The organism is Rasiella sp. SM2506, from assembly GCF_050859505.1.
Lineage (GTDB): Bacteria > Bacteroidota > Bacteroidia > Flavobacteriales > Flavobacteriaceae > Marinirhabdus.
The window spans coordinates 3,352,669-3,377,511 of sequence record NZ_CP193934.1; the positions used below are offsets into that span (position 1 = coordinate 3,352,669).

The following is a 24,843-nucleotide window of genomic DNA, read 5'->3' on the forward strand; positions in this document are numbered from 1 at the left end:
AAAAACATGGCATTTATAGATTATTACAAAGTATTAGATATTCCTAAAAACGCTACGGAACAGGATATTAAAAAAGCCTATCGCAAACAGGCTAGAAAATACCATCCCGACGTAAACCCGAACGACCCGGAAGCACAACATAAATTTCAGGAGGTAAACGAAGCGAATGAAGTATTAAGCAATCCCGAAAACCGTAAAAAGTACGACAAACACGGGAAAGATTGGAAACACGCAGACGATATTGATCGTGCCAATAAACAGCAGCAATACCAACGACACGCTCAACAACAGGATTTTGGTGGTTTTGACGGCGATGCTTCGGGATATTCAGATTTTTTTGAATCTATGTTTGGCGGCGGCGGTCGCGGTGGTCAGAGACGCTCGGCTCAATACAAAGGACAGGATTTTAACGCCAGCCTGCAAATTAATTTAACCGATGTCTATACATCCCAAAAACAAACACTCACGGTTAATGGCAAAAACATACGCCTCACCATTCCAGCAGGTGTGGAAGATGGACAAACTATTAAAATTAAAGGGTACGGTGGTGAAGGTGCCGGCGGTGGGCCTAAAGGTGATTTGTATATTACTTTCAGGATTCATAACAATACGCAGTTTAAAAAAGATAAAAGCGATTTACACCACACGGTTCATTTAGATTTATATACAGCCGTATTAGGCGGAGATATTACTGTAGACGCTTTTAAAAGCAAAGTAAAACTGAAAGTAAAACCAGGAACTCAAAACAACACTAAGGTGAAACTGAAAGGAAAAGGATTCCCTAAATACAAGAAAGAAGATAGTTTTGGAGATTTTTATATAACCTATCTGGTGTCTATTCCTGAAAAACTTTCAGAAAAAGAAAAGGAATTATTTGAAGAACTTGCAAAACTACACACGTCATGAAAACGAAAGAATACATCACGGTAACGCACCTTTGCACTCAGTACGAAGTAACAACACAATGGTTTAACCAACTGCATGAAACAGGTTTGGTGCACATTGTAACGGTACAAAAAGAACCATGTATACATTTAGAAAACATTCATCAGGTAGATAAAATTATTAGGCTCCACCAAGAGTTAAATGTAAATCCTGAAGGCATAGATATTATACTGAATCTTTTGGAGAAAATTGACAGCCTTCAAGCTGAAATGAACTCCCTACAAAGCCAATTGCATCTGTATAAAGAATAAATTCCCCTGGAAGTGTTACCCCCAAAAATCCAATCAAAACTATACTTCCAAAATTGTAAATTCCAATTGCAAAGGATCTAGCTCATTTTTTAACGTCTTGAGTAAAGCATCTCCGTATGGCAGATAGTATTCAGAAAAATTAGTAGTACGCTCTTGCAAACTTTGTTGTGGAAAGAGCTGGTCTTGAATCGCTGTGAGACGCTCTAATTGGTCTGCCAATTTTCTTTTTTGCGCTTTTAACAATCGTTTTTCCAGCGTATCCAATCCGTTTAATTGTTTCTTTTCCTGTGCTCCCACGGCTCCCACAAAGGAAGCATCTGTTTTTCTAGCCACGGTATACAAATCTTTAAATTGTTGCTGAAGATGCGCTCGCTGTTTCGAAAAATCAATTTTAATTTCTGAAATCTTATGGGTGAAGTTCGTTCTTAAATGGGTTTGCTTCTGAAATAATTCTTTTACCGAAACTTCTAATTTCTCCAGTTTTGCTGAAAGTGTTGCGGGAACTAATACTACAGAGTTTCGCAATACTAGGATTGGAAAAGGAACCTCTACTGCTTCAAAATAGTCTTTTAACTGAAACCAATACGCCAATTCACCGCCACCGCCAACGTAACATAAATTCGGCAAAATAACTTCCTGATACAACGGGCGCAATAAAGCATTGGGTGAAAAACGTTCGGGGTGATCGTTTAGTTCTTTAAAGATTTCGTCCTTAGTAAAAACTAGGTCTGTTTCGTTTACATAAAACTTTCCTTCTACTTCCACAATGCGTTCCCGGACACCTTCAGCCAAATAAAAAAGATTGATTTCCCTTGGATGCACTTGCTCGCCATACCCTAATTCTAATAATTTTTTGGTAGTTTCTGTTACTTTTTTATGAGATAAATTTTCAGAGAGTTCTTTTTCGGCAAAAGGGACAAACAGCTTTTTAAGTGCAGCATCGTTTCCGTCAATAATTACCAATCCGTATTCCTTGAACAATTCATTACCTAAATACCGTGTGGCATCTGCGAGATTTTCGTGATGGGTGTATGCTTCAGAAAATAATCGTTGCAAACGTTTTCCGTTTTCGTTTTCGCCGAAAGCTTTTGCAGTTTCTTTGGCAACCTCAGCGAGTCCTTCCGTAGAAAACTCACCTACTGCGCCTCCGTCTGGGCGTTCCCAAACGATTTTTTTTCCTTTAAAATTGAAATAATTTATTTCATCAAAATCGTGATCCTCGGTTGCCATCCAATACACGGGTACAAAATGATTGTCTGGATACTCGGCATTCAGTTGTTCGGAAAGATTAATGACTGAAAATATCTTGTATAAAAAATACAAAGGCCCTGTAAAAAGGTTTAGTTGGTGCCCTGTGGTTATAGTAAAGGTAGTTTCTTTGGCAAGTGATCTAATATTATGTAATGTGGCTTCGGAAATATTAAAACCTTCATATTGTTTTTCAAGTTGCTGTACCAACACCTTTCGGTGTTCCTTCGTCCGTACACTGAGCGGAGTCGATATGTCGGGTTTAAAATTTTCGAGTGTAGGAAACCTTTTGTAAAAATTGTTCAGCTCGGGATTTTTTTCCAAATAGTCGTTCATCAACTTAGAAAAATAGCCAGTTTCAGAATACGGAAGCGTAGATTTTGACATAGAGTTTTCAGAAGGTTTGTTCAAAAATACAGGATAATTGAGAATACATAATTTAGAATTGAGAATTTGTGAGAACTTTAAGTCGATTAAATTTCTTAAAATTTCTTTCAAGTCGAAACAAATATGGAATTTCTAGTATCTTAGCATTCCTTTTTAATAAAAACTTCAGAATGATTAAACACCTTACGCTCGCTTTCCTTTTTATTTCCATAACCCTTAGTGCACAACTGAAATCTCCAGCCGAATTTTTAGGCTACGAAGTGGGAACAGAATTTTCACGTCACGCAGACGTGGTACGTTATTTTGAGCACGTAGCTGCTAATAGTAGTATGGTGACATACGATACCTACGGAAAAACGAATGAACGCAGACCTTTAACATACGCAGTAATTTCAACAGAACAAAACATTGCGAATATTGAGCAAATAAGAAAAGATAACTTAATAAATGCTGGATTGGAAAATGGCAGTGCAAGTCCGCAAACCGCTATTGTCTGGTTAAGTTATAACGTTCACGGAAATGAAGCCTCCAGTACTGAAGCTGCCATGAGCACGCTCTACACACTCATTACCGAAAAACAGGCATGGCTACAAAACACTGTAGTAATTATTGATCCTTGCGTAAACCCAGACGGGCGCGATCGCTATGCTAACTGGTATAACCAGGCAAAAGCTACACCTTACAACGCAAAGCAAGCTGCGTACGAACACAACGAACCCTGGCCAGGTGGAAGACCAAATCATTATTTGTTCGACTTAAACCGTGACTGGGCGTGGGCAACACAAGTAGAAACACAGCAACGCCTGAAGATTTACAACCAATGGATGCCACATATTCATGTAGATTTTCATGAACAGGGTATTAATGAGCCCTACTATTTTGCACCCGCTGCAGAGCCTTTTCATGAGATTATTAGTCCGTTTCAGCGGGAGTTTCAGACAGAAGTTGGTAAAAACCACGCCAAGTATTTTGATGCAGAAGGCTGGTTGTTTTTTACCCGGGAGCGTTTCGATTTGCTATATCCAAGTTATGGCGATACCTACCCTACTTTTATGGGCGCTATTGGAATGACCTACGAACAAGCGGGTCATGGGAGAGCCGGATTAGGAATTAATACCGACGAAGGTTTTGAACTTACTTTGGTAGATCGTGTAGCTCACCATACCACCACTGGATTATCTACAGTGGAAATGGGAAGTAAAAATGCAGCAAAACTGAATACCGAATTTAAAAAATTCTTCCAAAACGATGATCTCAAATACAAAAGTTATGTCCTAAAAGGGCATCCCGATAAGCTACAGGCGCTGGGAGAATTGCTTGACAAACACAACATCAAATACGGAATAAAAAGTAGCGGAACCGTAAACGGTTTTAATTACAGTGATCATAAAAATGGTTCCCTAACAGCTACCAATGCCTTGGTGGTAAGTACGAACCAACCAAAAGGAAAAATGGTGAAAGTATTGATGGAGCCGGATGCCGTATTAACCGAACCGTTAACCTACGACATCACAGCCTGGAGTATCCCACATGCCTACGGATTGGAAGCCGTTGCGACTACAGGTCTCATTAGCACAGATAAAGAACTGTCTGCATACACTGTAAATAATGTAGCCTCTCCCAATGCGGCCGGATATCTGGTTTCCTGGGGTAGTATGTACGATGCGCAATTTTTAGCCGAATTATTACAAGAAGATATTCGTGTTCGTTTTACTGAAAAAGATTTAAAATTTGGCGGAAAAGACTTTGGCAAAGGAAGTTTGGTCATCACCAAAAGCGACAACCGAACCAACGAAAACTTCAACAATACAATAGTTGAAATTGCCAACAAACATAACCGTCAATTATACGCTTCAAACACTAGTTTTGGTGATACCCGTACCGATTTTGGATCTCCAGACGTTAAGTTAATTAACAAACAGCGTATTGCTATGTTACGTGGTAATGGCGTTTCATCTTTAAATTATGGTGCTATTTGGCATTTCTTCGAACAACAATTACACTATCCTGTGACATCTATTGACACGGACGATTTTAGAGTGTCTACACTAAGCAGTTTTGATGTATTGGTGATGCCAAACGGTTGGTATTCCAGTTTAAAGGATGACACGATGAACGATCTAAAAACTTGGATACAGCGTGGCGGAAAGATTATCGCTATAGGTAGTGCCATGAACACTTTTGCAGGTAAAGATGGTTTCGATCTTAAGAGTAACAAGGCAGACGAAGAAAAAGGCGTTGACCAGGATGACAAAAAAGAAAACAAAGGAAATCTAACTCCTTACGACCAACGCGAACGCTCCAGTGTAAAAGATTTAATAACAGGAAGCATTTACAAAATAAAAATAGATCCAAGCCATCCCATGGCTTTTGGATATGGTGACGCGTACTACAGTTTAAAACTAGGAAGTTCTTCTTTCTCATTTTTAGAAAATGGCTATAACGTTGGGTATATTGAAACGCCAACTTCAGTTTCTGGATTTTCTGGAGACGACGCCAAAAACAAACTCACCAATTCACTCGTGTTTGGAGAAGCCAGAATGGGTAGTGGTAGTATTATCTATATGGTAGATGACGTATTGTTTAGAAGTTTCTGGGAAAATGGAAAACTGTTTTTTGTGAATTCTATATTTTTTGTAAACAATAATAAATTTACATTATAGAGGACGTACTATAAAACAAAGAAACAGCTTGCCCTGATGCCTATGAAGGTTAATGTGCAAGCTGTTGAAGGGGTATACTTAAGTTTACGTTTTTAACACCAAAACGGTAAAATTTCGAGTAGGAATTTACAAAAAGAACATACTGCGTTGCATTGTTCTCTAGTGCTACCGGATTTTTATAGGCAGGTTTTATTTCAACAGGGGAAGTACCAAACCCGATAGCATTTAAATCATTTTTTAAACTTAACAGTGTTTCCAGCATAAATAGGCCCAAATCTGAGGGGATTTCGATGGAAGTGTTTTCAAATTGCTTTACTGAACTAACCAGGTATTCCGAAATTGTCTTTTGTTTTAGGACCTCTAAAAATATTCCTTGCTGCCTATACGCCACGGGTGTCATGGTATAGTAGATTCCACCCTTTCTTCATTTATTCTCTGCTACTCCATATTTCATGGATTGGATCTCCTTTACTCGATAAGCCTGAGTGATGCCACGCGCCATCAATAAGTTCATAATCAAATTTTAAACTCCGTCCGGTTTTGGAGTCGTCTCTTGAAAAGAATTCTATATTCTCTGTATATTCACCAGCTACCGTAGTATATGTTCCTCCACCAGTTCCCATAAATTCTTTTGTTTCTGTATTATACGCTATCCATTGAAACCGAGTTCCCGATAAAATTTTCATCGTTTTTCTGGGTCCATTTGTATCACGAGCTTGCGTTTTGCCTTCTCTAATTCTGCCAGACATTAGCCATGCGCCTTGTAGCTTTCCTGGGATACCTGTGTCTATTCTGTTTAATTTCATGTCACTGCCTACAATTTCAAGTACACTATCTGTAGTAATAACCTTAAAAGCTACCTCAGTTCCCACGCGTTCAGAATTATCTGTGTCAAATTCTACTTTTTCTGTCATAAGATCTCCTTCTAATTTCCATGTACCCCCATTGGAGTTAATAAATTTTCCAGTAGTTGCATCGTATGTCGTTAACACTTGATAGCCATCTGCAAAAATAACGACGCTTCTAAGGCTATCTCCATTTTCAGAAGTTGTAAAAGTTTCCCACGCTCCAATAACAGTCTGCGCTTTCATTCCAAATGAAATACTTGTGCAAATAAGTATAATAATTATTTTTCTCATAACTTCAAATTTTAGTCTTGATTATCCTAACGCATTCAAATGATTTTCTATGATGAACGACTTTTTAAGAGGTTCATTTACAAAACCTTTTGACTAATATACTTAAAATTTCTTGGATGTATAGCTTGAGGAAATACCAGATAAGGATAGTGAAGCAATGGCCTTTTTACACGAGTATTACACATAAGTCCAGGGCTTTATTTAAATAGATCCTTGTGCGCTGTGTATTTGCAAGCACATTATTTTAACCTTACAAGACTCGGTTATTGCGCCTAAATTTGATTTAAACCTAATTCACATTACTATTATAGGTCGTTTAGCGGAAGTTCTTCGTTTACTAACTTCCCTACAAAGGCTTCAAAGGATTTTACAAATTCATTATACTTCTCCCCTGTTGCCGGCCCGTTAAACCCTGTGTGGATTTTACGTACGGCTCCAGCTTTATCTATAAAAATAGTAGTTGGATAGCTTAATACATCACTAAGCATGGGGAGTTTTTGATTGGCTTTTTTCTTATCACTACTCCCGTATTGCGCTAAAAGAATTGGATACGGTACGCCTACTTTTTCTTTTAACCGATTAATGCCTGCCATGGCTTTTTCTTCGGTAGGAGCATATTCAAAAGCCAAGGATACAAATTCCAGGTTTTCGTTTTTATTTTTATTATAATAGTCGGTATAGTAACGCGTTTCGTCCAGGCAGTTAGGACACCAGGTGCCCATGATTTGTACAATAACTACTTTATTTTTAAAGCGGTCATCTGCTAGTGATACTTCTTTTCCGTTAGTATCCGGGAAGGTAAACTCTAATTTTTCATAGCCATCACGTAAAAAGGTAAGGGAGTCTGCTCTTGGAAGTTCATAGGCTTCATTTTTACGAGCGCTAAAAGGTTCTTTCCAATGGTTCCCAGAGTAGAACATACCGTTCATTACAGAATCGCCTTGTATTTTGGCTTCAAATAAAAAGGCGTGTGCCCCGTCAAAGGTAGAAAGGCGCAGGGTATCATTTTCTACAGAGCCGTCCAGATAGCGATAATCTCCCGTAGTGGTTCTAAAGGTTCCTGTTACTTTATGCCCAACTTGTTTAAAAGTACCTTTGGCTATATAGCGATCTGCTGCTTTGTTGGGGCTAAAAACCGTTTCCCAGTTTCCGGTCACGGTTGCTTTAGGTGCTGCCGTTACGGCAAAGCGTTCCTTACGGCCTTGCTTCATTTTAAATGGCATTATTCTATTTAAACTCGGTTTTATAAAATTTCCATTAATACTATCTGGTGTAAACACCCCTTTAAAAACTCCTTCATAAATAGGGTGTGCAATAATAATGGAGTCTCCTTTTATAGTGACATCATCAAAAATTACTTCTTCTTCGGCATTAAGCACTGTTATCCCTTTATCTTCAGCATAGGTAAATAGAAAAGGCATTTGTTTTCCATCCATCACTTCTAAGGTTGCCCGCCATTCGCCTTCCACGGGTTTGCTAACTTCTCTGTTGCATGAAAACAATAAAAAGAAAATACTAAAAAATATAAAAATTCTGGAAAGAGAATGTGGAATCATAAAAATGGTATTAATTAGGTGAAGCTCCATAAAATTTATGAAACTCATTCTATAAAAGTAATCACAAAAAATGGTATAAATGCTATCTTTGCGGTTCGTTAAGAATTTTTTAGGATGAAGATATCATACAACTGGCTTAAACAATTTGTAAACCTGGACTGGGATGCTCAAAAAACAGGTGAACTCCTTACAGACCTAGGACTGGAAATTGAAGGAATTACTAATTTTACTTCGGTGCCTGGAGGAATGAAAGGTGTTATAGTAGGTCACGTTTTGGAATGTGAACCGCACCCTAACGCAGATCGCTTACAATTGACCAAAGTAGACCTTGGAAATGGACAAACTGTACAAATTGTTTGTGGTGCTCCCAATGTGGCTAAAGGTCAGAAAGTGCCCGTAGCAACTGTTGGCACTACGCTCTATGATGAAAAAGGAATTCCATGGGAGATTAAAAAAGGAAAGATTCGTGGGGAAGAAAGTATGGGAATGATCTGTGCCGAAGACGAATTAGGCCTGGGAAAAAGTCACGATGGAATTATGATTCTTGACCAAGCGTTAGAACCTGGAACTCCGTGTGCCTCGATTTTTGAAGTTGAAAACGACATTGTTTTTGAAATTGGTCTCACTCCTAACCGTGCCGATGCCATGAGTCATTGGGGTGTAGCGCGCGACCTGCGTGCAGGTTTATTGCGACAAGATATATCTCTAGAACTCATTACACCATCCACAAGTAACTTTCACACAGACAGTCGCAGCCTGAAAATTGATGTAGAAGTTAAAGATACCGAAAGAGCACCCCGTTATTGCGGTGTTACCCTTAGCGGACTTAAAGTAGAAGCATCGCCTGCTTGGCTGCAAAACCGGTTAAAAGCTATTGGCGTTAGCCCTATTAACAACATCGTGGATGCAACAAATTATGTATTACACGAGCTTGGTCAACCCTTACACGCCTTTGATGCTGTAAAAATTACCAAAAATAAAGTTGAAGTAAAAACACTTCCTGCAGGGACAAAATTCATCACTTTAGACGGCGTAGAACGTGAATTGCACGAAGAAGACCTAATGATTTGCGATGCTGAAAAACCTATGTGTATTGCAGGTGTTTTTGGCGGTGAACATAGCGGTGTTACCCAAAGTACAACGAGTATATTCTTGGAAAGCGCTTATTTTAATCCTGTAAGCGTTCGTAAAACGGCAAAACGCCACGGATTGAATACGGATGCCTCTTTCCGTTTTGAAAGAGGAATTGATCCAAAAATATGTGACTATGCTCTAAGACGCGCTGCTATTTTAATTCAGGAAGTTGCGGGTGGAGAAATTACAAGCGAGGTGATAGATATTTATCAAAACAAAATTGAAGATCACCAAGTATTTCTAAATTTTGAAAATACTACAAAATTAATTGGACAGGAAATTCCTAAAGAGACCATTAAAGATATTTTATCTTCTTTGGAGATTAAAATTAATAACGTGACAGAATCTGGTTTAGGAATGACCATTCCAGCGTATCGAAATGACGTAACACGTGAGGCAGATGTAATTGAAGAAATCCTTCGTGTATATGGATACAACAACATACATTTTACTGAAAAGCTAAACGCGAGTATTGCTGCCAATTTAAAGGTAGAAGATCACCTGGTGCAAAATAAAATTGGCGGATTACTAACTTCACTTGGTTTCCACGAGATGTTGGCAAATTCATTAACCAACCCCTCCTATGTGGCACTCGCTGAAAACTTAAAATCAGAACACAACATAATGATGCTTAACCCCTTGAGCAAAGAACTTTCGGCAATGCGCCAGAGTATGTTGTTTGGTGCGCTAGAAGCTTTAAGTTACAACCAGAACCGAAAAATGCCGAATGTGAAGTTATTCGAATTTGGTAAAACATACCACAACTTCACTGGCGGTCGCGAAGAGCACAAACATATGTCGCTTTTAGTTTCAGGAAATAGTGTGGCAGACAGTTGGGCAAGCGTTCAAAAAACAACTACTTTTTTCTATCTGAAAGGTATTGTTATTTCAATTTTAGAGCGATTAGGAATTAGTGAAACTGTAGAAAAACAGTCAAAAAATCCTGTGTTAACAGAAGGTATTGCGCTTTCAAAAGATAAGAAAATCCTCGTGGAATTTGGGGTACTAAAAAAACAAGTCCTCAAAGCTTTTGATGTTGAAGCCGAAACATTGTATGCCGATTTTAATTGGGATGCTATTTTAGCTGAAATTTCTTCAGCAACATTTCACGTAGCGCCTATTTCGAAGTTTCCAAAGGTAAAACGTGACTTTGCTTTGCTCCTGGACGAAGGTGTGTCTTTTTCAGCATTGCAAGAAGCCGCCTTTGCTACCGAAAAACAATTGCTGAAAGATGTAAATCTATTTGACGTTTACATAGGTAAAAACCTTCCAGAAGGTAAGAAATCTTACGCACTTAGTTTCACCTTGCTAGACGAAAGAAAAACCTTGACAGATAAGCAGATAGATAAGATCATGAAAAAACTCCAAAACCGATTTGAAACCGATTTTGGAGCTCAATTGCGCTAACAATTTAGCTGTTAGCAAAGTAAGCTAGGTAGTATGCCTAAATGTATCTACATTTTTTTCATATCCTGTGCAGGTAATAAAACCGCGTCTATTACGTGAATTACGCCATTAGATTGGTTTACGTTTGCAATGGTTACTGTAGAAGCATTTCCGTTTTCGTCTGTAACAATTACAGATTTCCCTTTAAGGCTTGCAGTTAATGTTCCGCCAGCTACTGTTGTCAACGTTGCTTTACCTTTACCTTTTTTTATGGCTGCTACAATATCATTAGCTTTCATAGTACCTGCCACTACGTGATAGGTTAAAATACCTTGTAACATTTTCTTGTTTTCAGGCTTCAAAAGTGTTGCTACTGTACCAGCTGGAAGTGCATCAAAAGCTGCATTTGTTGGTGCAAAAACGGTGAAGGGTCCTTTAGATTGTAAAGTTTCTACAAGATCTGCCGCTTTAACAGCTGCAACCAATGTGGTGTGGTCTTTAGAATTAACAGCATTCTCCACAATATTTTTGCTTGGATACATGGCTGCTCCACCCACCATTACTGTTTTTTCTTTCATCATCTTCTTTTCCATCTTCTCTTTCTTTTTGTCAGTCATCATTTTGTCTTGAGCAAAAGAAGAAGTTCCAATAAGTAAGGTTACTGCAAATAAAGCTGTGGTAATAATTTTAAATCGTTTCATCTATTTTGTTTTTAAGGTTATGTACCCTATAAACGCAGTAGTAGAGATGCAGGTTTTTTTTGTACCGCACTTTGGGATTTATTTAACCTTTTAAGAATCCTGAAATTAGTGCACTGTACTAGGCAACAACAACCCATCTACAATGTGAAAGAAACCATTTTTGTGTACGTAGTCTTTGGCAATTATAGTAGCGGTATTTCCTTGCCCATCAAATAAAACTAATTTTCCTGCAACCTCTTTTACCCCTAATCGCTGACCTAAAATAGTATTAAAGTAGGCCGTTCCCTTACCATTGGCAACAGCTTTTACAAGTGAATAGCTATCCACACGGCCAGGAATTAAATGATAGGTTATAAAAGGTTTCCAGGAATCTGCAAACAACGATTTTTCTTTAGCTTCGTCTAAGTTGCTGAACGAATTATTTACCATTACAAATGCAGTAAGCATAGCATCATCTGCAATGACACCTGTTTTAAATAAAGGAGCCACTTTTGAAAATTCAGTAGTATTTTCAATATTTTGAAAAAGTGATTTTTCTGAAGAATATGTAAGCCCCTTCCATTCTTTGGTAGTAATTTGTGTATTTGTATTGGTGTATTTTTGTGCTGAAGCAGTAAACGCTACTAATACACACACTAAAAATAAGGTTCTAAATTTCATAAGTATTGGAATTATGCCAAAGGTACATAAAAATGACTTCAAGAAGTATATTGTAATTTTTACACCAGATTAGCTCTTTAAAGTATGTACTGTTAAAATATTGTATTCCTGCAAAACGTTTCTTATTTTTAAAAGAAAAACGGGTATGCTATCTAAGACCAATCTTGAAATAACGCTACAAAGCATTCGGCGTAAGCGTATAACTTCTGAAGATCTTCTTACTGAAGTGGAAACTATTTTTCAGCAAAATGAAACCGAAAGAGCCGAAATTACCGAACGATTAACAACGCCTTCTTCTGTTAGTGAAAATTCTTTTGACATATCTAAACTAGAGAGTGAAAAAATCTATCATATTTCAGACATAAAAAAAATATGTGTGGCATACCGATTGCGATTTTTAGATTCTCATTTTTTCAAAAAAGAAATTCCAGAAGAAGCTATTTCAAAAATAAGACACTTGGAGAAAGAACACAATAGTACTTTTAACTCTTTTAAAATTGTAGCTCCAGCAAAGTTGTTAAAACTTGAAAATGCGGACGATCCGCTACTATTTTTACCCTTGGGAAACGATTATTTTTACCTTATACATAAATGGGGAAAGGACTTGCACCCGCTACGTAAATGGTTCATGTGGCCCTACAAAAGTCTTGACAATTTGGTAGTTACCGTATTTTTTATAAGCATTTTCCTTACATCAATAACACCACTACATCTTTTTACACAGGGTGAAGTGACCAACCAGGAATACCTCTTAATGTTCTTATTTATGTTTAAAGCCGTGGGCGGCATCGTATTATTTTACGGTTTTGCCAAGGGAAAGAATTTTAATACCGTTATTTGGAATAGTAAATATTATAACGCCTAAACCTTAATTATGAGCGATAACTTAGAAGAAACCACGAGAATTTATACCGGCCCGGCAATGATTGCACAAGGCCTGAGAGCAAGATTAAACGATCTAGGGATAGAACCTATCGTAAAAGACGATCACCAAAGTGGCATTACCAGTGGTTTTGCTGTAGGCGTGCCAGGACAAGTACGTATGTTTATTAGAAAAGATGAATTGGCCACAGCCCAAGAAACTATTGAAGAGTTTTTAAGGGAAATTGAGGAGTAGCTTTTAGTGGGTAGACGGTAGGACGTAGCTGACGCTACTTTTAGTACACGAGCTACTTCGTTCACACTTTGGGGTTTACCAGATTTTTAAATTATTTAATATTTCTGAAAAACACTTTATTTTTATGAAATAAAGAATAAGATATATACCATATAGCTTCAATAACTATAGGATTCCCTTTTAAATCTGTTGCATCAATTAGGTAATACTTTTTAACATAAAACATAAAATTAAACAGTGTTTCAGGTCCTTCAAAAGAAGGATTCCAAACTTTGTTTACCTTTTGATGTCGAATATATAAATAATTTTGGGTATCTAAATATTGAGTTATTGTTTCAAAGGGATTTTTTTTTTTGAAGAACAAGTACGTATTTTTTAAAGTTTTTAGAATACTAGCGAAATAACTTAAGATCAGCCACAAATAAGGGCTAGCAAAGCAGCCCGTAAACTACCAGCAACGCAAGTTGCATCCTACCCTCTACCAACTAAAGACTTACAAATACATCTGGTCTCTATGTTCCTTGATCTTTTTGTCGCTCATATACTCATCAAACGATGTGTAACGGTCTATCACTCCTTTTGGGGTAAGCTCTATCACTCGGTTACCAACGGTTTGTGCAAACTCGTGATCGTGGGTGGTAAAGATAACGGTACCTTTAAAGTTTGTAAGTGAGTTGTTGAAAGCTGTAATAGATTCCAAATCCAGGTGATTGGTGGGTTCGTCCAGCATCACTACATTGGCACGCATTAACATCATTCTACTTAGCATACAACGCACTTTTTCACCTCCGGAAAGCACATTACTTTTCTTTAAGGCTTCTTCACCACTAAAAAGCATTTTACCTAAAAATCCGCGAATATAAACTTCTTCTCGTTCTTCTTCGGTTTTGGCGTATTGGCGTAACCAATCTACTAAGGTATCATCACCATTTTCTTCTTTAAAAAATGGACTGTTGTCTAATGGCAAATAGCTTTGATTGGTAGTGACACCCCAGGCGAATTCGCCTTTATCTGCTTTCTTATTACCGTTTATAATTTCGTAGAATGCGCTGGTAGCACGGGAATCACGACTAAACAACACTACTTTATCGCCTTTGGTTAAGTTGATATCTATTTTACTGAAAAGTATTTCACCATCTATGGAAGCTTCTAGATTTTCAACATTTAAAATTTGATCTCCTGCTTCGCGCTCGCGTTCAAAAATAATAGCAGGGTATCTTCGGCTGGAAGGTTTAATGTTTGAAACATCCAGCTTATCAATCATTTTCTTTCTACTGGTTGCTTGCTTACTTTTGGCTACATTGGCAGAAAAACGACGGATAAATTCTTCCAGTTCCTTTTTCTTGTCTTCAGCTTTTTTATTCTGTTGTGCCCGTTGTCTCGCCGCCAGTTGGCTACTCTCATACCAGAACGTATAGTTTCCACTAAAATGGTTTATTTTCCCAAAGTCAATATCACTAATATGGGTACAAACGCTATCCAGGAAGTGACGGTCGTGAGATACTACAATCACACAATTATCGTAATTTGCCAGGAAGTTCTCCAACCAGGTAATTGTTTCATAATCCAGGTCGTTGGTAGGCTCATCCATAATAAGTACATCCGGACTTCCAAATAAAGCCTGTGCCAATAGCACACGAACTTTTAGTTTCCCGTCCAGATCGCTCATCATAGTATAATGATGACTTGCATCTACCCCTAAATTGGACAATAAAGCAGCTGCATCACTATCTGCATTCCAGCCGTTCATTTCTTCAAAGGTTACTTGCAATTCTCCAATACGCTCGGCATTTTCGTCTGTATAATCTTCGTAAAGCTTATCGATTTCAGATTTAATGGCAAACAATTCTTTGTTTCCTCTCACTACGGTTTCTAATACTGGATACTCGTCATATGCATTGTGTTCTTGCTCCAGAACAGACATACGCTTGCCAGACTCCAAATGCACCTGACCAGAGGTTGGGTCCTGCTTACCAGAAATTATTTTTAAAAACGTAGATTTTCCAGCACCGTTGGCACCAATAATCCCATAACAGTTGCCTGTTACAAATTTTGTATTAACATCGTCAAACAATATACGTTTGCCAAACTGAACCGATAACTTAGAAACTGATAACATCTTTTTTTTTCTTTAATTGGGCGCAAAATTAACCAAATAGCCTAGATTGAAGAAATATTAACGTTTATATATTCCTTTTAACCTGCAATTAACAATTGAATATATGAGGGAAGTCTACTTTTGTTGCTAATGTAGGTATGTAGCATATGAGTAAACATTTACTATTTCTTCTTTCTGTAACACTACTATTCTCTTGTACTTCCAAAAAAGAACGCTCGGGAGACACATATTTTGGTGGTGAAATTGTGAACCCTAAAACCAAACACATTGTTCTTCTTAAAGATGGTGCGGTTATAGATAGTATTGCGCTTAAAGAAGATAACACATTTTCTTACAAATTTAAGAATCCTGTATCAGGTATCTATACTTTTCAGCATAACGAGTTCCAGATGTTTTATATGCAGCCTGGCGATAGCTTAATGGTTCGGGTAAACACCATGGGTTTTGACGAATCTTTACACTATTCCGGCATAGGTGCTAAGAATAACAATTTTTTAATGGAGTTATTTCTTCAGAATGAAGCTGAAGTAAAATTAGTGTCAAACTATTACCAACTTACCCCTACTGAATTTTCAAGCAAAATAGATTCATTACACACGGTACACAAAACTGAACTTAAAAAGTTTATTAAAAAAAACAACCCAACGGAAGATTTTATAGAAATTGCTGAATCCAATTTAAAATATAACGAATACATTAAAAAAGAACTCTACACTTCCGTATTTACAAGAAATCCAGAACGCGTTGCCAATGCAAAGTTCCCAAAAGAATTTTATACCTATCGAAAGACTTTAGATTTAGGGAATACGAGTCTACGCAGTTATTACCCCTATTTTAGATTTTTAGATCTTTATTTCGACAATCTCACTTATCCTACCTACGATAAAGAAGCTTCTCGCGACAGACTTTCCTATATCCACAATAGCAATAAAATTATGGTAATGGACAGTCTTATCACTAACGACTCTTTAAAAAATAGTTTGATAAGAAGAAATGCCCGCAGGTATTTGCTAGCTACCAAAGATCCAGAAAATGGTAGAAAAATGATTAAAATTCTTAAAAAATATGATGCAAACCCAAAGCATCATATAGAATTGGAGACATTGGCACAAGCGACTATGAAACTTACACCGGGACAAAAAGTACCCGATGTAGTACTGGTTAATTCTGAAAACGAAGCGAAACAATTGCGTAGTGTTCTATCCAAAAGAACGGTACTTTATTTTTGGTCTATGGAATCTATCAAACATTTTAAAGACATTCATGCAAAAGTAGCAGAGCTCTCCTCCAAGTATCCAGAGTTTGAATTCATAGGAATAAACACAGATACACATTACAAAAAATGGTTAAACACCTTAACAGTATCTGGTTTTAATAAAGCAAAAGAATATCAGATAGAAGACATTCAAAATGCTGAGCGTAGATTGGTACTGTATTCTAATAGCAAAGCACTTATTATAGATAAAGATGGTGTGATATTAGAGAGTAATACCAATATATTTCATTCTAGTATAGAAGACCAACTCCTTGCGTTTTTAAATCTATAGCGTTATTTCAAATAAAAGTAGCGGTTCTGGTTCTCCTTCAAAAAAATAATCCCCTGCATTCTTTAGCCCTAATTTTTCTAATAATTTAATGGAAGCCGAATTATGAGGTACTGTAAAGGCAAGTACTTTACAGATGTTTAAAGTGTTTTTCGCATAGTGTAGCACCGCGTTAGAAGCTTCATACCCATATCCTTTGCCTATAAACTGAGGCAAGAAAGCAAAACCAATATCTGGATGGTTAAGATTGTCGCGTTGGTACATCCCACAAGTTCCAACAGCCATTTTTGAAGCTTTATCAATAACGATATAAGAGCCATACCCATATTTTGTGTAGCCAGGAATATATTTCTCTATGATTTGTCTTTCGGCATCGGCAATCGTTTTTATGTTTCTATCGCCTATATATTTTAGCCAGCCTTCACTATTCAATAACTCGTAAAAAAATGGAGCGTCAGTTACTTCAATTTGACGAAGTAACAGACGCTCTGTTTCTAAAGTTACAATTTTCAAACTAGTATGCTTTAAATAAGGGCAACCCAGCCATCATAGCATTTACTTTTTCAGATACGGCTTCCAATGCCGATTCATCTTCAAAATTCATAAGAACCTCATCAATTAGCGTTACTATTTGTTGCATCGCGTCTTCTTTCAACCCACGTGTGGTTACGGCTGCGGTTCCAATTCTAATTCCGCTAGTGACGAAAGGGGATTTATCATCAAATGGCACCATGTTTTTATTTACGGTAATTTCGGCTTTATTTAAGGCTTCTTCGGCTTGTTTACCTGTAATATTTTTGTTTCGAAGATCAATTAACATCATATGATTATCTGTCCCGCCACTTATAATTTTATACCCTTTTTCTACAAAAGCTTCGGCCATGACGGCTGCGTTCTTTTTTACCTGAATCATATAGTGTAGAAACTCATCGGTTAAAGCCTCACCAAAGGCGATGGCCTTAGCAGCAATAATATGTTCTAACGGCCCTCCTTGATTTCCTGGAAAAATTCCGCTGTCTAAGAGTGAAGACATTTTACGAAGGTTTCCATTTTTAAGTGTTATTCCGAAGGGGTTATCAAAATCTTTCCCCATCATAATCATTCCGCCTCTTGGTCCACGTAACGTTTTATGAGTAGTGGTTGTTACTACGTGGCAATGTGGCATAGGATCGCTAATAATTCCTTTGGCGATTAATCCCGCAGGATGTGCAATATCTGCTAGTAGTAATGCTCCTACTTTATCTGCAATGTCACGGAAACGCTTATAATCTATCTCACGAGAATAGGCCGAGGCTCCTGCAATGATCATTTTGGGTTGCTCGCGAATGGCAATTTCTTCAATTTTGTCGTAATCGAGCATTCCTGTTGCTTCTTCAACACCATAAAATACAGGATTGTATAATTTCCCACTAAAGTTTACTGGAGAGCCGTGTGTTAAATGCCCGCCGTGCGCCAGATCGAATCCAAGAAATGTATCGCCAGGATTTAAACACGCAGCAAATACAGCAGTATTGGCCTGCGAACCACTGTGTGGCTGTACGTTTACATATTCGGCACCAAAGAGCGTTTTTGCACGATCTATCGCTAGTTGTTCTACCTCGTCCACTACTTCACAACCGCCATAGTAACGTTTCCCCGGGTAGCCTTCGGCATATTTATTTGTTAGTACAGATCCTGCAGCTTCCATAACCTGGTCACTCACAAAATTTTCAGAAGCTATAAGTTCCAATCCATTTAATTGACGTTGTTTTTCGGCTTCAATTAGTTCGAATATCTGTTGATCGCGTTTCATAAAAAAAATAATTTTAATAAAGAAGTTTTATTTCAACCCTAAAAGGTACCTTTCAATGTAAAAACAGTTCTAACTAGGGTTGGACTGAACGATTTTTTCCTCGTATTTCAGTAATTTCATTAAAATGAAACGCTGAAAATGTAGGTTGTCGAGTGATTTTTTATCACTTCCGTTAAGGAAAGCATAAAAAATTGTATCGAGGCACCAAAAATACAAAATGCTTGTGGTTAGTTGTTCAGAAATTATATATTTGATTCAACAAAACTAAAAACAAAAAAACCTGCTATGCCTTTAACTGCCAACGACCCAAAAAGAAAATCTTGGTTACACGTACCCAAAAACAGTGACTTCCCTATACAAAATATTCCTTTCGGCGTATTTTTAACCCGTGACGACATTATCACCATTGGAACTCGTATTGGAGAAACAGCTGTAGATTTAGGTGCTTTACACCAATTAGGATATTTCAAAGGAATTGATCTTACAGATGATATATTTTTACAAGACACCTTAAACGACTTTATTGCAGACGGAAGAAAAACATGGCGCCTAGTGCGTAATCGTGTTTCGGACTTATTTCTGGAAGGAAATGACGAACTACGCAAACACAAAGACCATTGTAAAGAAGTACTATTTCGCTTAGACGAAATTGAAATGCAACTCCCCGTAGATGTTGGCGATTATACAGATTTTTATGCAAGTAAAGAACACGCAACCAATGTAGGTTCGCTTTTCCGTGATCCAGAAAATGCGTTGTTACCTAACTGGCTACATATTCCCATTGGTTATCATGGCAGAAGTTCTTCTATTGTACCCTCCGGAACACCTATTCGCAGACCTATTGGACAAACAAAACCAGGAGACGACGGAAAACCAGGATTTGGACCTTCAAAATTATTGGATTTCGAGTTAGAAATGGCGTTTATTACTACGGCAACTAATGACCTTGGCAAGCGTGTACCTATTAAAGAAGCTGAAGAAAACATCTTTGGTCTCGTATTATTTAATGACTGGAGCGCACGTGACATACAAGCTTGGGAATATGTGCCTCTTGGGCCATTTTTAGGAAAAAGTTTTGCGTCTACTATTTCTCCGTGGATTGTAACTCTGGATGCTTTGCAACCTTTTAGAACCAATGGACCAAAACAAGATCCTAAACCACTTCCCTACCTTCAGCAAAAAGATAATATGAATTATGACATTCATATGCAGGCTGCCATCCAACCAAAAGGTAGCAAAGAAACTGTTGTGTCAAACTCTAATTTTAAATATATGTATTGGTCTATGGCGCAACAACTCACACACCACACGGTGAACGGTTGTAATGTGCGCAGTGGCGATATGATGGGGAGCGGGACGATCTCTGGTCCAACCGAAGACAGTTACGGATCTATGCTAGAATTAAGCTGGAAAGGAACAAAACCACTAAAATTAAACGACGGGTCTGAGCGCAAATTTATTCACGATGGTGATACAATAATTATGCGTGGTTACTGCGAAAAAGATGGTCTACGATTAGGGTTCGGAGAGTGCTCTGGAAGAGTATTGCCTGCTAGAGAATAGATTTTGGCACAGCAATTGTAATTTCCATAACCTAACCAAAATAAGTTCGTTATGAAAAAGGCTCTCTTTTTACTCGCAGTTGCAGTTGCATTTGCAGGATGTAACAGCGTGAAGCGTAACCAGAAATTTCTACTGAAAGGTAATTATGACGAGGCTATAGATCTTGCCGTAAAGAAAATTGGCAATGATAGAAATGATAAGCAAATACAAGAGCATATCATTCTGTTAGAAGAAGCTTATGCAAAAGCTGTTTCCCAGGACAACCGAAGAATTACCGCACTCCAAAACACTACTTCGCCAGAAGCGTTGCGAGAGTTATTTTATATTTATAGAAATTTAGACAGTCGCCAAGAAGCCATTCGTCCATTATTACCATTACATAATATAGAAACAGGTTTTGGTGCCAGTTTCCCAATGGTAAATTATTCACAGCAACTTACGAGGGCTAGAACTAATTTTGCCAACTCGCTGTATAGTGAAGCGAAAAGCTTAATGGCTCGGAATACTACGATGTCTTATAGAGATGCGCATAGTGTGTTAAGTGAGTTGAAACAAGTACAATCCAATTATAAAGATGTAAATGTGTTATTAGAAGATGCACACTTCTACGGAACCGATTTTATTTTGGTTACCTTACAAAACCGAAGTAACATCCTTATCCCAAGGCGTCTGGAGCAAGAGTTATTGGATTTCAACACCTACAAATTAGACGATTTCTGGACCGAATATCATAATGAAAAACAGCGGGATATTCAGTACAACTATGGAATTGTGCTCAATTTTAGAGAGATTTCTTTGTCACCAGAGCGTGTTTCAGAAAAAGAATACAATCGTAGCAAACAAATTAAAGACGGTTGGAAGTACAAAGTAGATCGTAATGGTGATAAGATAAAAGACAAAGATGGGAACTTTATAAAGATTGATATTCTTAAAACGGTTACTGCTAGAGTTACCCACACCATACAAACGAAGTCTATCTTGGTGGGTGGCGATATACTGTATAGAGATCTAAACAGTGGCCGAAATATAGACAACCACCCCTTAGCTACCGAATTTATTTTTGAAAATGTTTTTGCTAAATACCGGGGCGATGAAAAAGCCTTAACCGAAGAAGACCTAAGATTAGTAAGAAATAACTTTATCCCATTCCCAGACAACGCCCAAATGTTACTGGACGCTGGAGATGATATTAAAGGAAGACTAAAGGAAATCTTGAAAAAAAACTCATTTAGATAAAAATATTAGTTCCCCTTTAAGGAGTTAGAGAACTATATAAATTTTTGCAACTCGTCTGCCTGTATGCTATGATGCGATGCGTTTGCAACGGCAACACCATTCTTCACCACGATTAATTGCGGACTTTGATGTTGTACTTGAAATTTATATCCAACCTCATCAGAAACGTCCCGGTGGGCTTTTAAATCAAGATAATATAATTTCATTTGGTCGTCGGTTAGGTCATAATTTCTTTCAAAATTCCGAAACGCCATTTTGCTAATTCCACAGGTAGTTGAATGTTTAAAAATAGCAACAGGAGTTGTTTTAGATTGTTCTACTATTTCATCTAGTTGTTTTATTTCAGAAAGTACATGCCAAGGGGTTTCTACTATTTCCTCTTTAACGATGTCTCGCTGTGTCTTTTTTAATTTACTGAATAATCCCATAATTTTCTTTTTTTGTAAAAATACAATAAGTTGCAATACAACTGTCTCAAAAAAATCCTAACGCTTACGGTATCCGTCATAATGTCTGTTAAAACAACTACTCATGTAGACATTCTGTCGTATATTTAGAATGGTTCAGTATTTGAAAACTAAGTTTCAGAAGACTGTACATCTAAAATTAAGTAGATGCAAGTAGTTTACAAAAGTAAGATTTCGGCGGAAGTCAAATCATCACATAAATAATAATCATTAGAAAATAGATGCTGCTGTAGCAGCATTAATAAACATATGAACTTTAACAATTTTACCATAAAAAGTCAGGAAGCCGTCCAGCAGGCACAACAGCTGGCGCAAGGTTTCGGGCATCAACAAATAGAAAATGAGCACATCTTAAAAGCCATTTTTGACGTGGACGAAAATGTGACCCCATTCCTCCTTAAAAAGCTGAATGTAAACGTAGGCTTGTTACAACAAGTACTCGATAAACAATTAGAGAGTTTTCCAAAAGTTTCGGGAGGCGATATTATGCTTTCCCGTGAGACAAATAAAACGATTACCGAAGCGAGCATTATTGCTAAGAAAATGAACGATGAATATGTATCCATCGAACATTTGCTATTGGCAATCTTTAAATCGAAAAGCCAGATAGCACAAACTTTAAAAGATCAGGGTGTCACCGAAAAAGGGTTGAAAAGTGCTATTGAAGAACTTCGTAAAGGAGAAAATGTAACGTCACAATCGGCTGAAGAAACGTATAACTCCTTAAATAAATACGCAAGAAATTTAAATAAGCTAGCCGAAGAAGGCAAGCTGGATCCTGTAATTGGTCGTGATGAAGAAATTAGAAGAATTCTTCAGATTTTAACCCGTCGTACCAAGAACAATCCAATGCTGGTAGGAGAACCTGGAACAGGAAAAACAGCCATCGCCGAAGGATTGGCACACCGGATTGTAGATGGAGACGTCCCAGAAAATTTAAAGAGCAAAGTAATTTACAGCCTAGATATGGGCGCCCTCATCGCAGGAGCCAAATATAAAGGTGAGTTTGAAGAACGTCTTAAAGCGGTTATCAAAGAAGTAACGGGCAGCGATGGAGATATCGTCCTGTTTATTGATGAAATCCATACTTTGGTGGGTGCTGGTGGCGGACAAGGAGCGATGGATGCTGCCAATATATTGAAGCCTGCCCTCGCAAGAGGCGAGCTACGAGCGATTGGTGCAACAACCTTAGACGAATACCAGAAATATTTTGAAAAAGATAAAGCCCTGGAGCGTCGTTTCCAAAAAGTACAGGTGAACGAACCCGATACCGAAAGTGCTATTTCCATCCTTCGTGGGATTAAGGAAAAGTACGAAACGCATCATAAGGTGCGTATTAAAGATGAAGCGATTATCGCGGCGGTGGAGTTATCGCAACGGTATATTACAGATCGTTTCTTGCCGGACAAGGCGATTGACCTAATGGACGAAGCCGCCAGTAAACTGCGAATGGAAATAAACTCTAAGCCAGAAGAACTAGATGTTTTGGATAGAAAAGTAATGCAGTTGGAGATTGAAATTGAAGCTATTAAGCGTGAAAATGATGAAACAAAGCTGAAAACGCTTCGAAGCGATTTGGCGAATTTAAAAGAAGAGCGCAATGAATTGAACGCCAAGTGGAAAAGTGAAAAAGAAGTGGTGGATACCATTCAGCATTATAAAACTGAAATTGAAGACTATAAATTAGAAGCCGAGCGTGCAGAGCGTGATGGTGACTTCGGAAAAGTAGCCGAAATTCGCTATGGAAAGATCAAAGAAGCTCAGGAAAAATTAGAAAAACTGGAAACCGATTTGGCCGAAAATCAGTCTGAGCATTCCTTAATAAAAGAAGAAGTAACCAATGAAGACATCGCCGAAGTAGTGGCAAAATGGACTGGAATTCCCGTAACCAAAATGCTGCAAAGCGATCGTGAGAAACTACTTCGTTTGGAAAAAGAACTGCACAAACGTGTGGTTGGCCAGGAAGAAGCTATTGTTGCCGTGAGTGATGCAATTCGAAGAAGCCGCGCAGGATTACAGGATCAGAAAAAACCAATTGGTAGTTTCTTGTTCTTAGGAACCACAGGCGTAGGTAAAACTGAGTTGGCAAAAGCACTGGCAGAATATCTGTTTGACGATGAAAATGCGATGACCCGTATCGATATGAGTGAATATCAAGAACGTCACAGCGTGAGTCGTTTGGTGGGAGCTCCTCCAGGATATGTAGGATATGAAGAAGGCGGACAGTTAACCGAAGCCGTGAGAAGAAAACCGTATTCAGTAGTATTATTGGATGAAATTGAAAAGGCGCATCCCGACACCTTCAACATTTTATTGCAGGTATTAGACGAAGGGCGATTAACCGATAATAAAGGAAGAACGGCCGATTTCAAAAATGCAATTATTATCATGACCAGCAATATGGGAAGTGATATTATTCAGCAAAAATTTGAAACTGTAAAAGATCCCGACACGGCGATGGAAGCAGCAAAAATAGAAGTACTCGGTTTGCTGAAACAAACCGTACGTCCAGAATTTTTAAACAGAATAGACGATATCGTGATGTTTACCCCTCTAAATAAAGAGAATATTACCGAAATAGTAGGGCTTCAATTGAAAGGTTTGACAAAAATGCTGTCTAAACAAAACATCATCTTAGACGCTACAGATGAAGCGATTAACTACCTTTCAGAAAAAGGATTTGATCCTCAATTTGGAGCACGTCCTGTAAAACGGGTGATACAGAAAGAAGTGCTAAACCAGTTGTCCAAAGAAATACTAGCGGGCAAGATTACTACCGAGAGTATCATCTTGTTAGATAGCTTTAACAATGAGTTAGTTTTTAGAAATCAGGGAGATCTGGTAGATTCTTAATTTTCTTTTTGACATAAACCAATAAGGCCGAGGTTGCCTAACGAAGCGTGAGATACTTCAATAAAACCTCATATTTGGTTGG

20 protein-coding genes are annotated in these 24,843 nt (G+C 37.9%); 10 read left to right on the plus strand and 10 right to left on the minus strand.

Annotation, left to right across the window (positions count from 1 at the left end; genetic code table 11):
* Positions 1-6: 6 nt before the first annotated feature.
* Together ACQ2HF_RS15065 and ACQ2HF_RS15070 are read left to right on the plus strand one after the other, a co-directional pair.
* Positions 7-906: a DnaJ C-terminal domain-containing protein gene (locus ACQ2HF_RS15065; protein WP_432411246.1), complete on the plus strand. Its 900-nt coding sequence runs from the start codon at positions 7-9 to the stop codon at positions 904-906.
* The gene (locus tag ACQ2HF_RS15070; RefSeq protein ID WP_432411247.1) at positions 903-1,196 is read left to right on the plus strand and encodes a chaperone modulator CbpM; all 294 of its coding nucleotides are present in this window, start codon (positions 903-905) and stop codon (positions 1,194-1,196) included. The genes ACQ2HF_RS15065 and ACQ2HF_RS15070 overlap by 4 nt, the downstream gene beginning before the upstream one ends.
* Positions 1,197-1,235: 39 nt before the next feature.
* Here ACQ2HF_RS15070 and bshC read toward each other — a convergent pair whose 3' ends face one another.
* On the minus strand, positions 1,236-2,831 hold the full coding sequence (gene bshC / locus ACQ2HF_RS15075; RefSeq protein WP_432411248.1) for a bacillithiol biosynthesis cysteine-adding enzyme BshC: 1,596 nt from the start codon (positions 2,829-2,831) through the stop codon (positions 1,236-1,238).
* A 170-nt stretch (positions 2,832-3,001) separates the two neighbouring features.
* Here bshC and ACQ2HF_RS15080 point away from each other — a divergent pair, with 170 nt between their 5' ends.
* On the plus strand, positions 3,002-5,494 hold the full coding sequence (locus ACQ2HF_RS15080; RefSeq protein ID WP_432411249.1) for a M14 family metallopeptidase: 2,493 nt from the start codon (positions 3,002-3,004) through the stop codon (positions 5,492-5,494).
* Positions 5,495-5,543: 49 nt separating this feature from the next.
* Here ACQ2HF_RS15080 and ACQ2HF_RS15085 read toward each other — a convergent pair whose 3' ends face one another.
* The 3 genes from ACQ2HF_RS15085 to ACQ2HF_RS15095 all read right to left on the minus strand — a co-directional run bounded on the left by ACQ2HF_RS15085 (position 5,544) and on the right by ACQ2HF_RS15095 (position 8,219).
* The gene (locus ACQ2HF_RS15085) at positions 5,544-5,894 is read right to left on the minus strand and encodes a hypothetical protein (protein WP_432411250.1); all 351 of its coding nucleotides are present in this window, start codon (positions 5,892-5,894) and stop codon (positions 5,544-5,546) included.
* 28 nt (positions 5,895-5,922) lie between these two features.
* Positions 5,923-6,633, minus strand: coding sequence for a membrane or secreted protein (locus tag ACQ2HF_RS15090; protein ID WP_432411251.1), 711 nt, complete (start codon positions 6,631-6,633; stop codon positions 5,923-5,925).
* A 305-nt stretch (positions 6,634-6,938) separates the two neighbouring features.
* Positions 6,939-8,219: a peroxiredoxin family protein gene (locus ACQ2HF_RS15095; protein ID WP_432411252.1), complete on the minus strand. Its 1,281-nt coding sequence runs from the start codon at positions 8,217-8,219 to the stop codon at positions 6,939-6,941.
* An 84-nt stretch (positions 8,220-8,303) separates the two neighbouring features.
* Here ACQ2HF_RS15095 and pheT point away from each other — a divergent pair, with 84 nt between their 5' ends.
* Positions 8,304-10,730 (plus strand): phenylalanine--tRNA ligase subunit beta, encoded by a 2,427-nt coding sequence (gene pheT, locus ACQ2HF_RS15100; RefSeq protein ID WP_432411253.1) that lies wholly within the window; start codon positions 8,304-8,306, stop codon positions 10,728-10,730.
* Between the two features lie 47 nt (positions 10,731-10,777).
* On the opposite strand, the gene ACQ2HF_RS15105 is transcribed toward pheT, so the two are convergent.
* Together ACQ2HF_RS15105 and ACQ2HF_RS15110 are read right to left on the minus strand one after the other, a co-directional pair.
* Positions 10,778-11,410: a fasciclin domain-containing protein gene (locus ACQ2HF_RS15105; protein WP_432411254.1), complete on the minus strand. Its 633-nt coding sequence runs from the start codon at positions 11,408-11,410 to the stop codon at positions 10,778-10,780.
* A 105-nt stretch (positions 11,411-11,515) separates the two neighbouring features.
* The gene (locus ACQ2HF_RS15110) at positions 11,516-12,070 is read right to left on the minus strand and encodes a fasciclin domain-containing protein (protein WP_432411255.1); all 555 of its coding nucleotides are present in this window, start codon (positions 12,068-12,070) and stop codon (positions 11,516-11,518) included.
* A 145-nt stretch (positions 12,071-12,215) separates the two neighbouring features.
* On the opposite strand from ACQ2HF_RS15110, the gene ACQ2HF_RS15115 reads away from it, so the two are divergent.
* Positions 12,216-12,935, plus strand: a complete 720-nt coding sequence (locus ACQ2HF_RS15115) for a hypothetical protein (protein WP_432411256.1) — start codon at positions 12,216-12,218, stop codon at positions 12,933-12,935.
* Between the two features lie 9 nt (positions 12,936-12,944).
* Positions 12,945-13,187 (plus strand): DUF2007 domain-containing protein, encoded by a 243-nt coding sequence (locus ACQ2HF_RS15120; protein WP_432411257.1) that lies wholly within the window; start codon positions 12,945-12,947, stop codon positions 13,185-13,187.
* Positions 13,188-13,680: 493 nt separating this feature from the next.
* Here ACQ2HF_RS15120 and ACQ2HF_RS15125 read toward each other — a convergent pair whose 3' ends face one another.
* A complete protein-coding gene (locus ACQ2HF_RS15125; protein ID WP_432411258.1) occupies positions 13,681-15,306 on the minus strand; it encodes an ABC-F family ATP-binding cassette domain-containing protein in 1,626 nt (541 codons plus the stop codon).
* A 146-nt stretch (positions 15,307-15,452) separates the two neighbouring features.
* Here ACQ2HF_RS15125 and ACQ2HF_RS15130 point away from each other — a divergent pair, with 146 nt between their 5' ends.
* The gene (locus ACQ2HF_RS15130) at positions 15,453-16,853 is read left to right on the plus strand and encodes a TlpA family protein disulfide reductase (RefSeq protein ID WP_432411259.1); all 1,401 of its coding nucleotides are present in this window, start codon (positions 15,453-15,455) and stop codon (positions 16,851-16,853) included.
* Here the strand turns inward: ACQ2HF_RS15130 and ACQ2HF_RS15135 are convergent.
* Positions 16,848-17,363 (minus strand): GNAT family N-acetyltransferase, encoded by a 516-nt coding sequence (locus ACQ2HF_RS15135; protein WP_432411260.1) that lies wholly within the window; start codon positions 17,361-17,363, stop codon positions 16,848-16,850. The two genes, ACQ2HF_RS15130 and ACQ2HF_RS15135, sit on opposite strands and share 6 nt — an antisense overlap.
* Before the next feature lies 1 nt (position 17,364).
* The gene (glyA, locus tag ACQ2HF_RS15140; protein ID WP_432411261.1) at positions 17,365-18,642 is read right to left on the minus strand and encodes a serine hydroxymethyltransferase; all 1,278 of its coding nucleotides are present in this window, start codon (positions 18,640-18,642) and stop codon (positions 17,365-17,367) included.
* Between the two features lie 285 nt (positions 18,643-18,927).
* Here glyA and fahA point away from each other — a divergent pair, with 285 nt between their 5' ends.
* Positions 18,928-20,205: a fumarylacetoacetase gene (fahA, locus tag ACQ2HF_RS15145; RefSeq protein ID WP_432411262.1), complete on the plus strand. Its 1,278-nt coding sequence runs from the start codon at positions 18,928-18,930 to the stop codon at positions 20,203-20,205.
* A gap of 51 nt (positions 20,206-20,256) precedes the next feature.
* Entirely contained in the window at positions 20,257-21,441 is a 1,185-nt protein-coding gene (locus tag ACQ2HF_RS15150; protein WP_432411263.1) for a hypothetical protein, read from the plus strand.
* A gap of 32 nt (positions 21,442-21,473) precedes the next feature.
* On the opposite strand, the gene ytxJ is transcribed toward ACQ2HF_RS15150, so the two are convergent.
* A complete protein-coding gene (gene ytxJ, locus ACQ2HF_RS15155) occupies positions 21,474-21,869 on the minus strand; it encodes a bacillithiol system redox-active protein YtxJ (protein ID WP_432411264.1) in 396 nt (131 codons plus the stop codon).
* Between the two features lie 288 nt (positions 21,870-22,157).
* Between ytxJ and clpB the strand changes: the two genes are divergently transcribed.
* Positions 22,158-24,761, plus strand: coding sequence for an ATP-dependent chaperone ClpB (gene clpB / locus ACQ2HF_RS15160; protein ID WP_432411265.1), 2,604 nt, complete (start codon positions 22,158-22,160; stop codon positions 24,759-24,761).
* The last annotated feature ends 82 nt before the right edge of the window (positions 24,762-24,843 follow it).

Coding starts and splice junctions, on each gene's coding strand:
- ACQ2HF_RS15150 (WP_432411263.1), top strand. CDS start 20,257: ATGAAAAAGGCTCTCTTTTTACTCGCAGTTGCAGTTGCATTTGCAGGA.
- glyA (WP_432411261.1), bottom strand. CDS start 18,642: ATGAAACGCGATCAACAGATATTCGAACTAATTGAAGCCGAAAAACAA.
- ACQ2HF_RS15105 (WP_432411254.1), bottom strand. CDS start 11,410: ATGAAACGATTTAAAATTATTACCACAGCTTTATTTGCAGTAACCTTA.
- fahA (WP_432411262.1), top strand. CDS start 18,928: ATGCCTTTAACTGCCAACGACCCAAAAAGAAAATCTTGGTTACACGTA.
- ACQ2HF_RS15090 (WP_432411251.1), bottom strand. CDS start 6,633: ATGAGAAAAATAATTATTATACTTATTTGCACAAGTATTTCATTTGGA.
- ACQ2HF_RS15115 (WP_432411256.1), top strand. CDS start 12,216: ATGCTATCTAAGACCAATCTTGAAATAACGCTACAAAGCATTCGGCGT.
- ACQ2HF_RS15120 (WP_432411257.1), top strand. CDS start 12,945: ATGAGCGATAACTTAGAAGAAACCACGAGAATTTATACCGGCCCGGCA.
- ACQ2HF_RS15085 (WP_432411250.1), bottom strand. CDS start 5,894: ATGACACCCGTGGCGTATAGGCAGCAAGGAATATTTTTAGAGGTCCTA.
- clpB (WP_432411265.1), top strand. CDS start 22,158: ATGAACTTTAACAATTTTACCATAAAAAGTCAGGAAGCCGTCCAGCAG.
- ytxJ (WP_432411264.1), bottom strand. CDS start 21,869: ATGGGATTATTCAGTAAATTAAAAAAGACACAGCGAGACATCGTTAAA.
- bshC (WP_432411248.1), bottom strand. CDS start 2,831: ATGTCAAAATCTACGCTTCCGTATTCTGAAACTGGCTATTTTTCTAAG.
- ACQ2HF_RS15110 (WP_432411255.1), bottom strand. CDS start 12,070: ATGAAATTTAGAACCTTATTTTTAGTGTGTGTATTAGTAGCGTTTACT.
- ACQ2HF_RS15080 (WP_432411249.1), top strand. CDS start 3,002: ATGATTAAACACCTTACGCTCGCTTTCCTTTTTATTTCCATAACCCTT.
- ACQ2HF_RS15125 (WP_432411258.1), bottom strand. CDS start 15,306: ATGTTATCAGTTTCTAAGTTATCGGTTCAGTTTGGCAAACGTATATTG.
- ACQ2HF_RS15065 (WP_432411246.1), top strand. CDS start 7: ATGGCATTTATAGATTATTACAAAGTATTAGATATTCCTAAAAACGCT.
- ACQ2HF_RS15130 (WP_432411259.1), top strand. CDS start 15,453: ATGAGTAAACATTTACTATTTCTTCTTTCTGTAACACTACTATTCTCT.
- ACQ2HF_RS15095 (WP_432411252.1), bottom strand. CDS start 8,219: ATGGAGCTTCACCTAATTAATACCATTTTTATGATTCCACATTCTCTT.
- pheT (WP_432411253.1), top strand. CDS start 8,304: ATGAAGATATCATACAACTGGCTTAAACAATTTGTAAACCTGGACTGG.
- ACQ2HF_RS15070 (WP_432411247.1), top strand. CDS start 903: ATGAAAACGAAAGAATACATCACGGTAACGCACCTTTGCACTCAGTAC.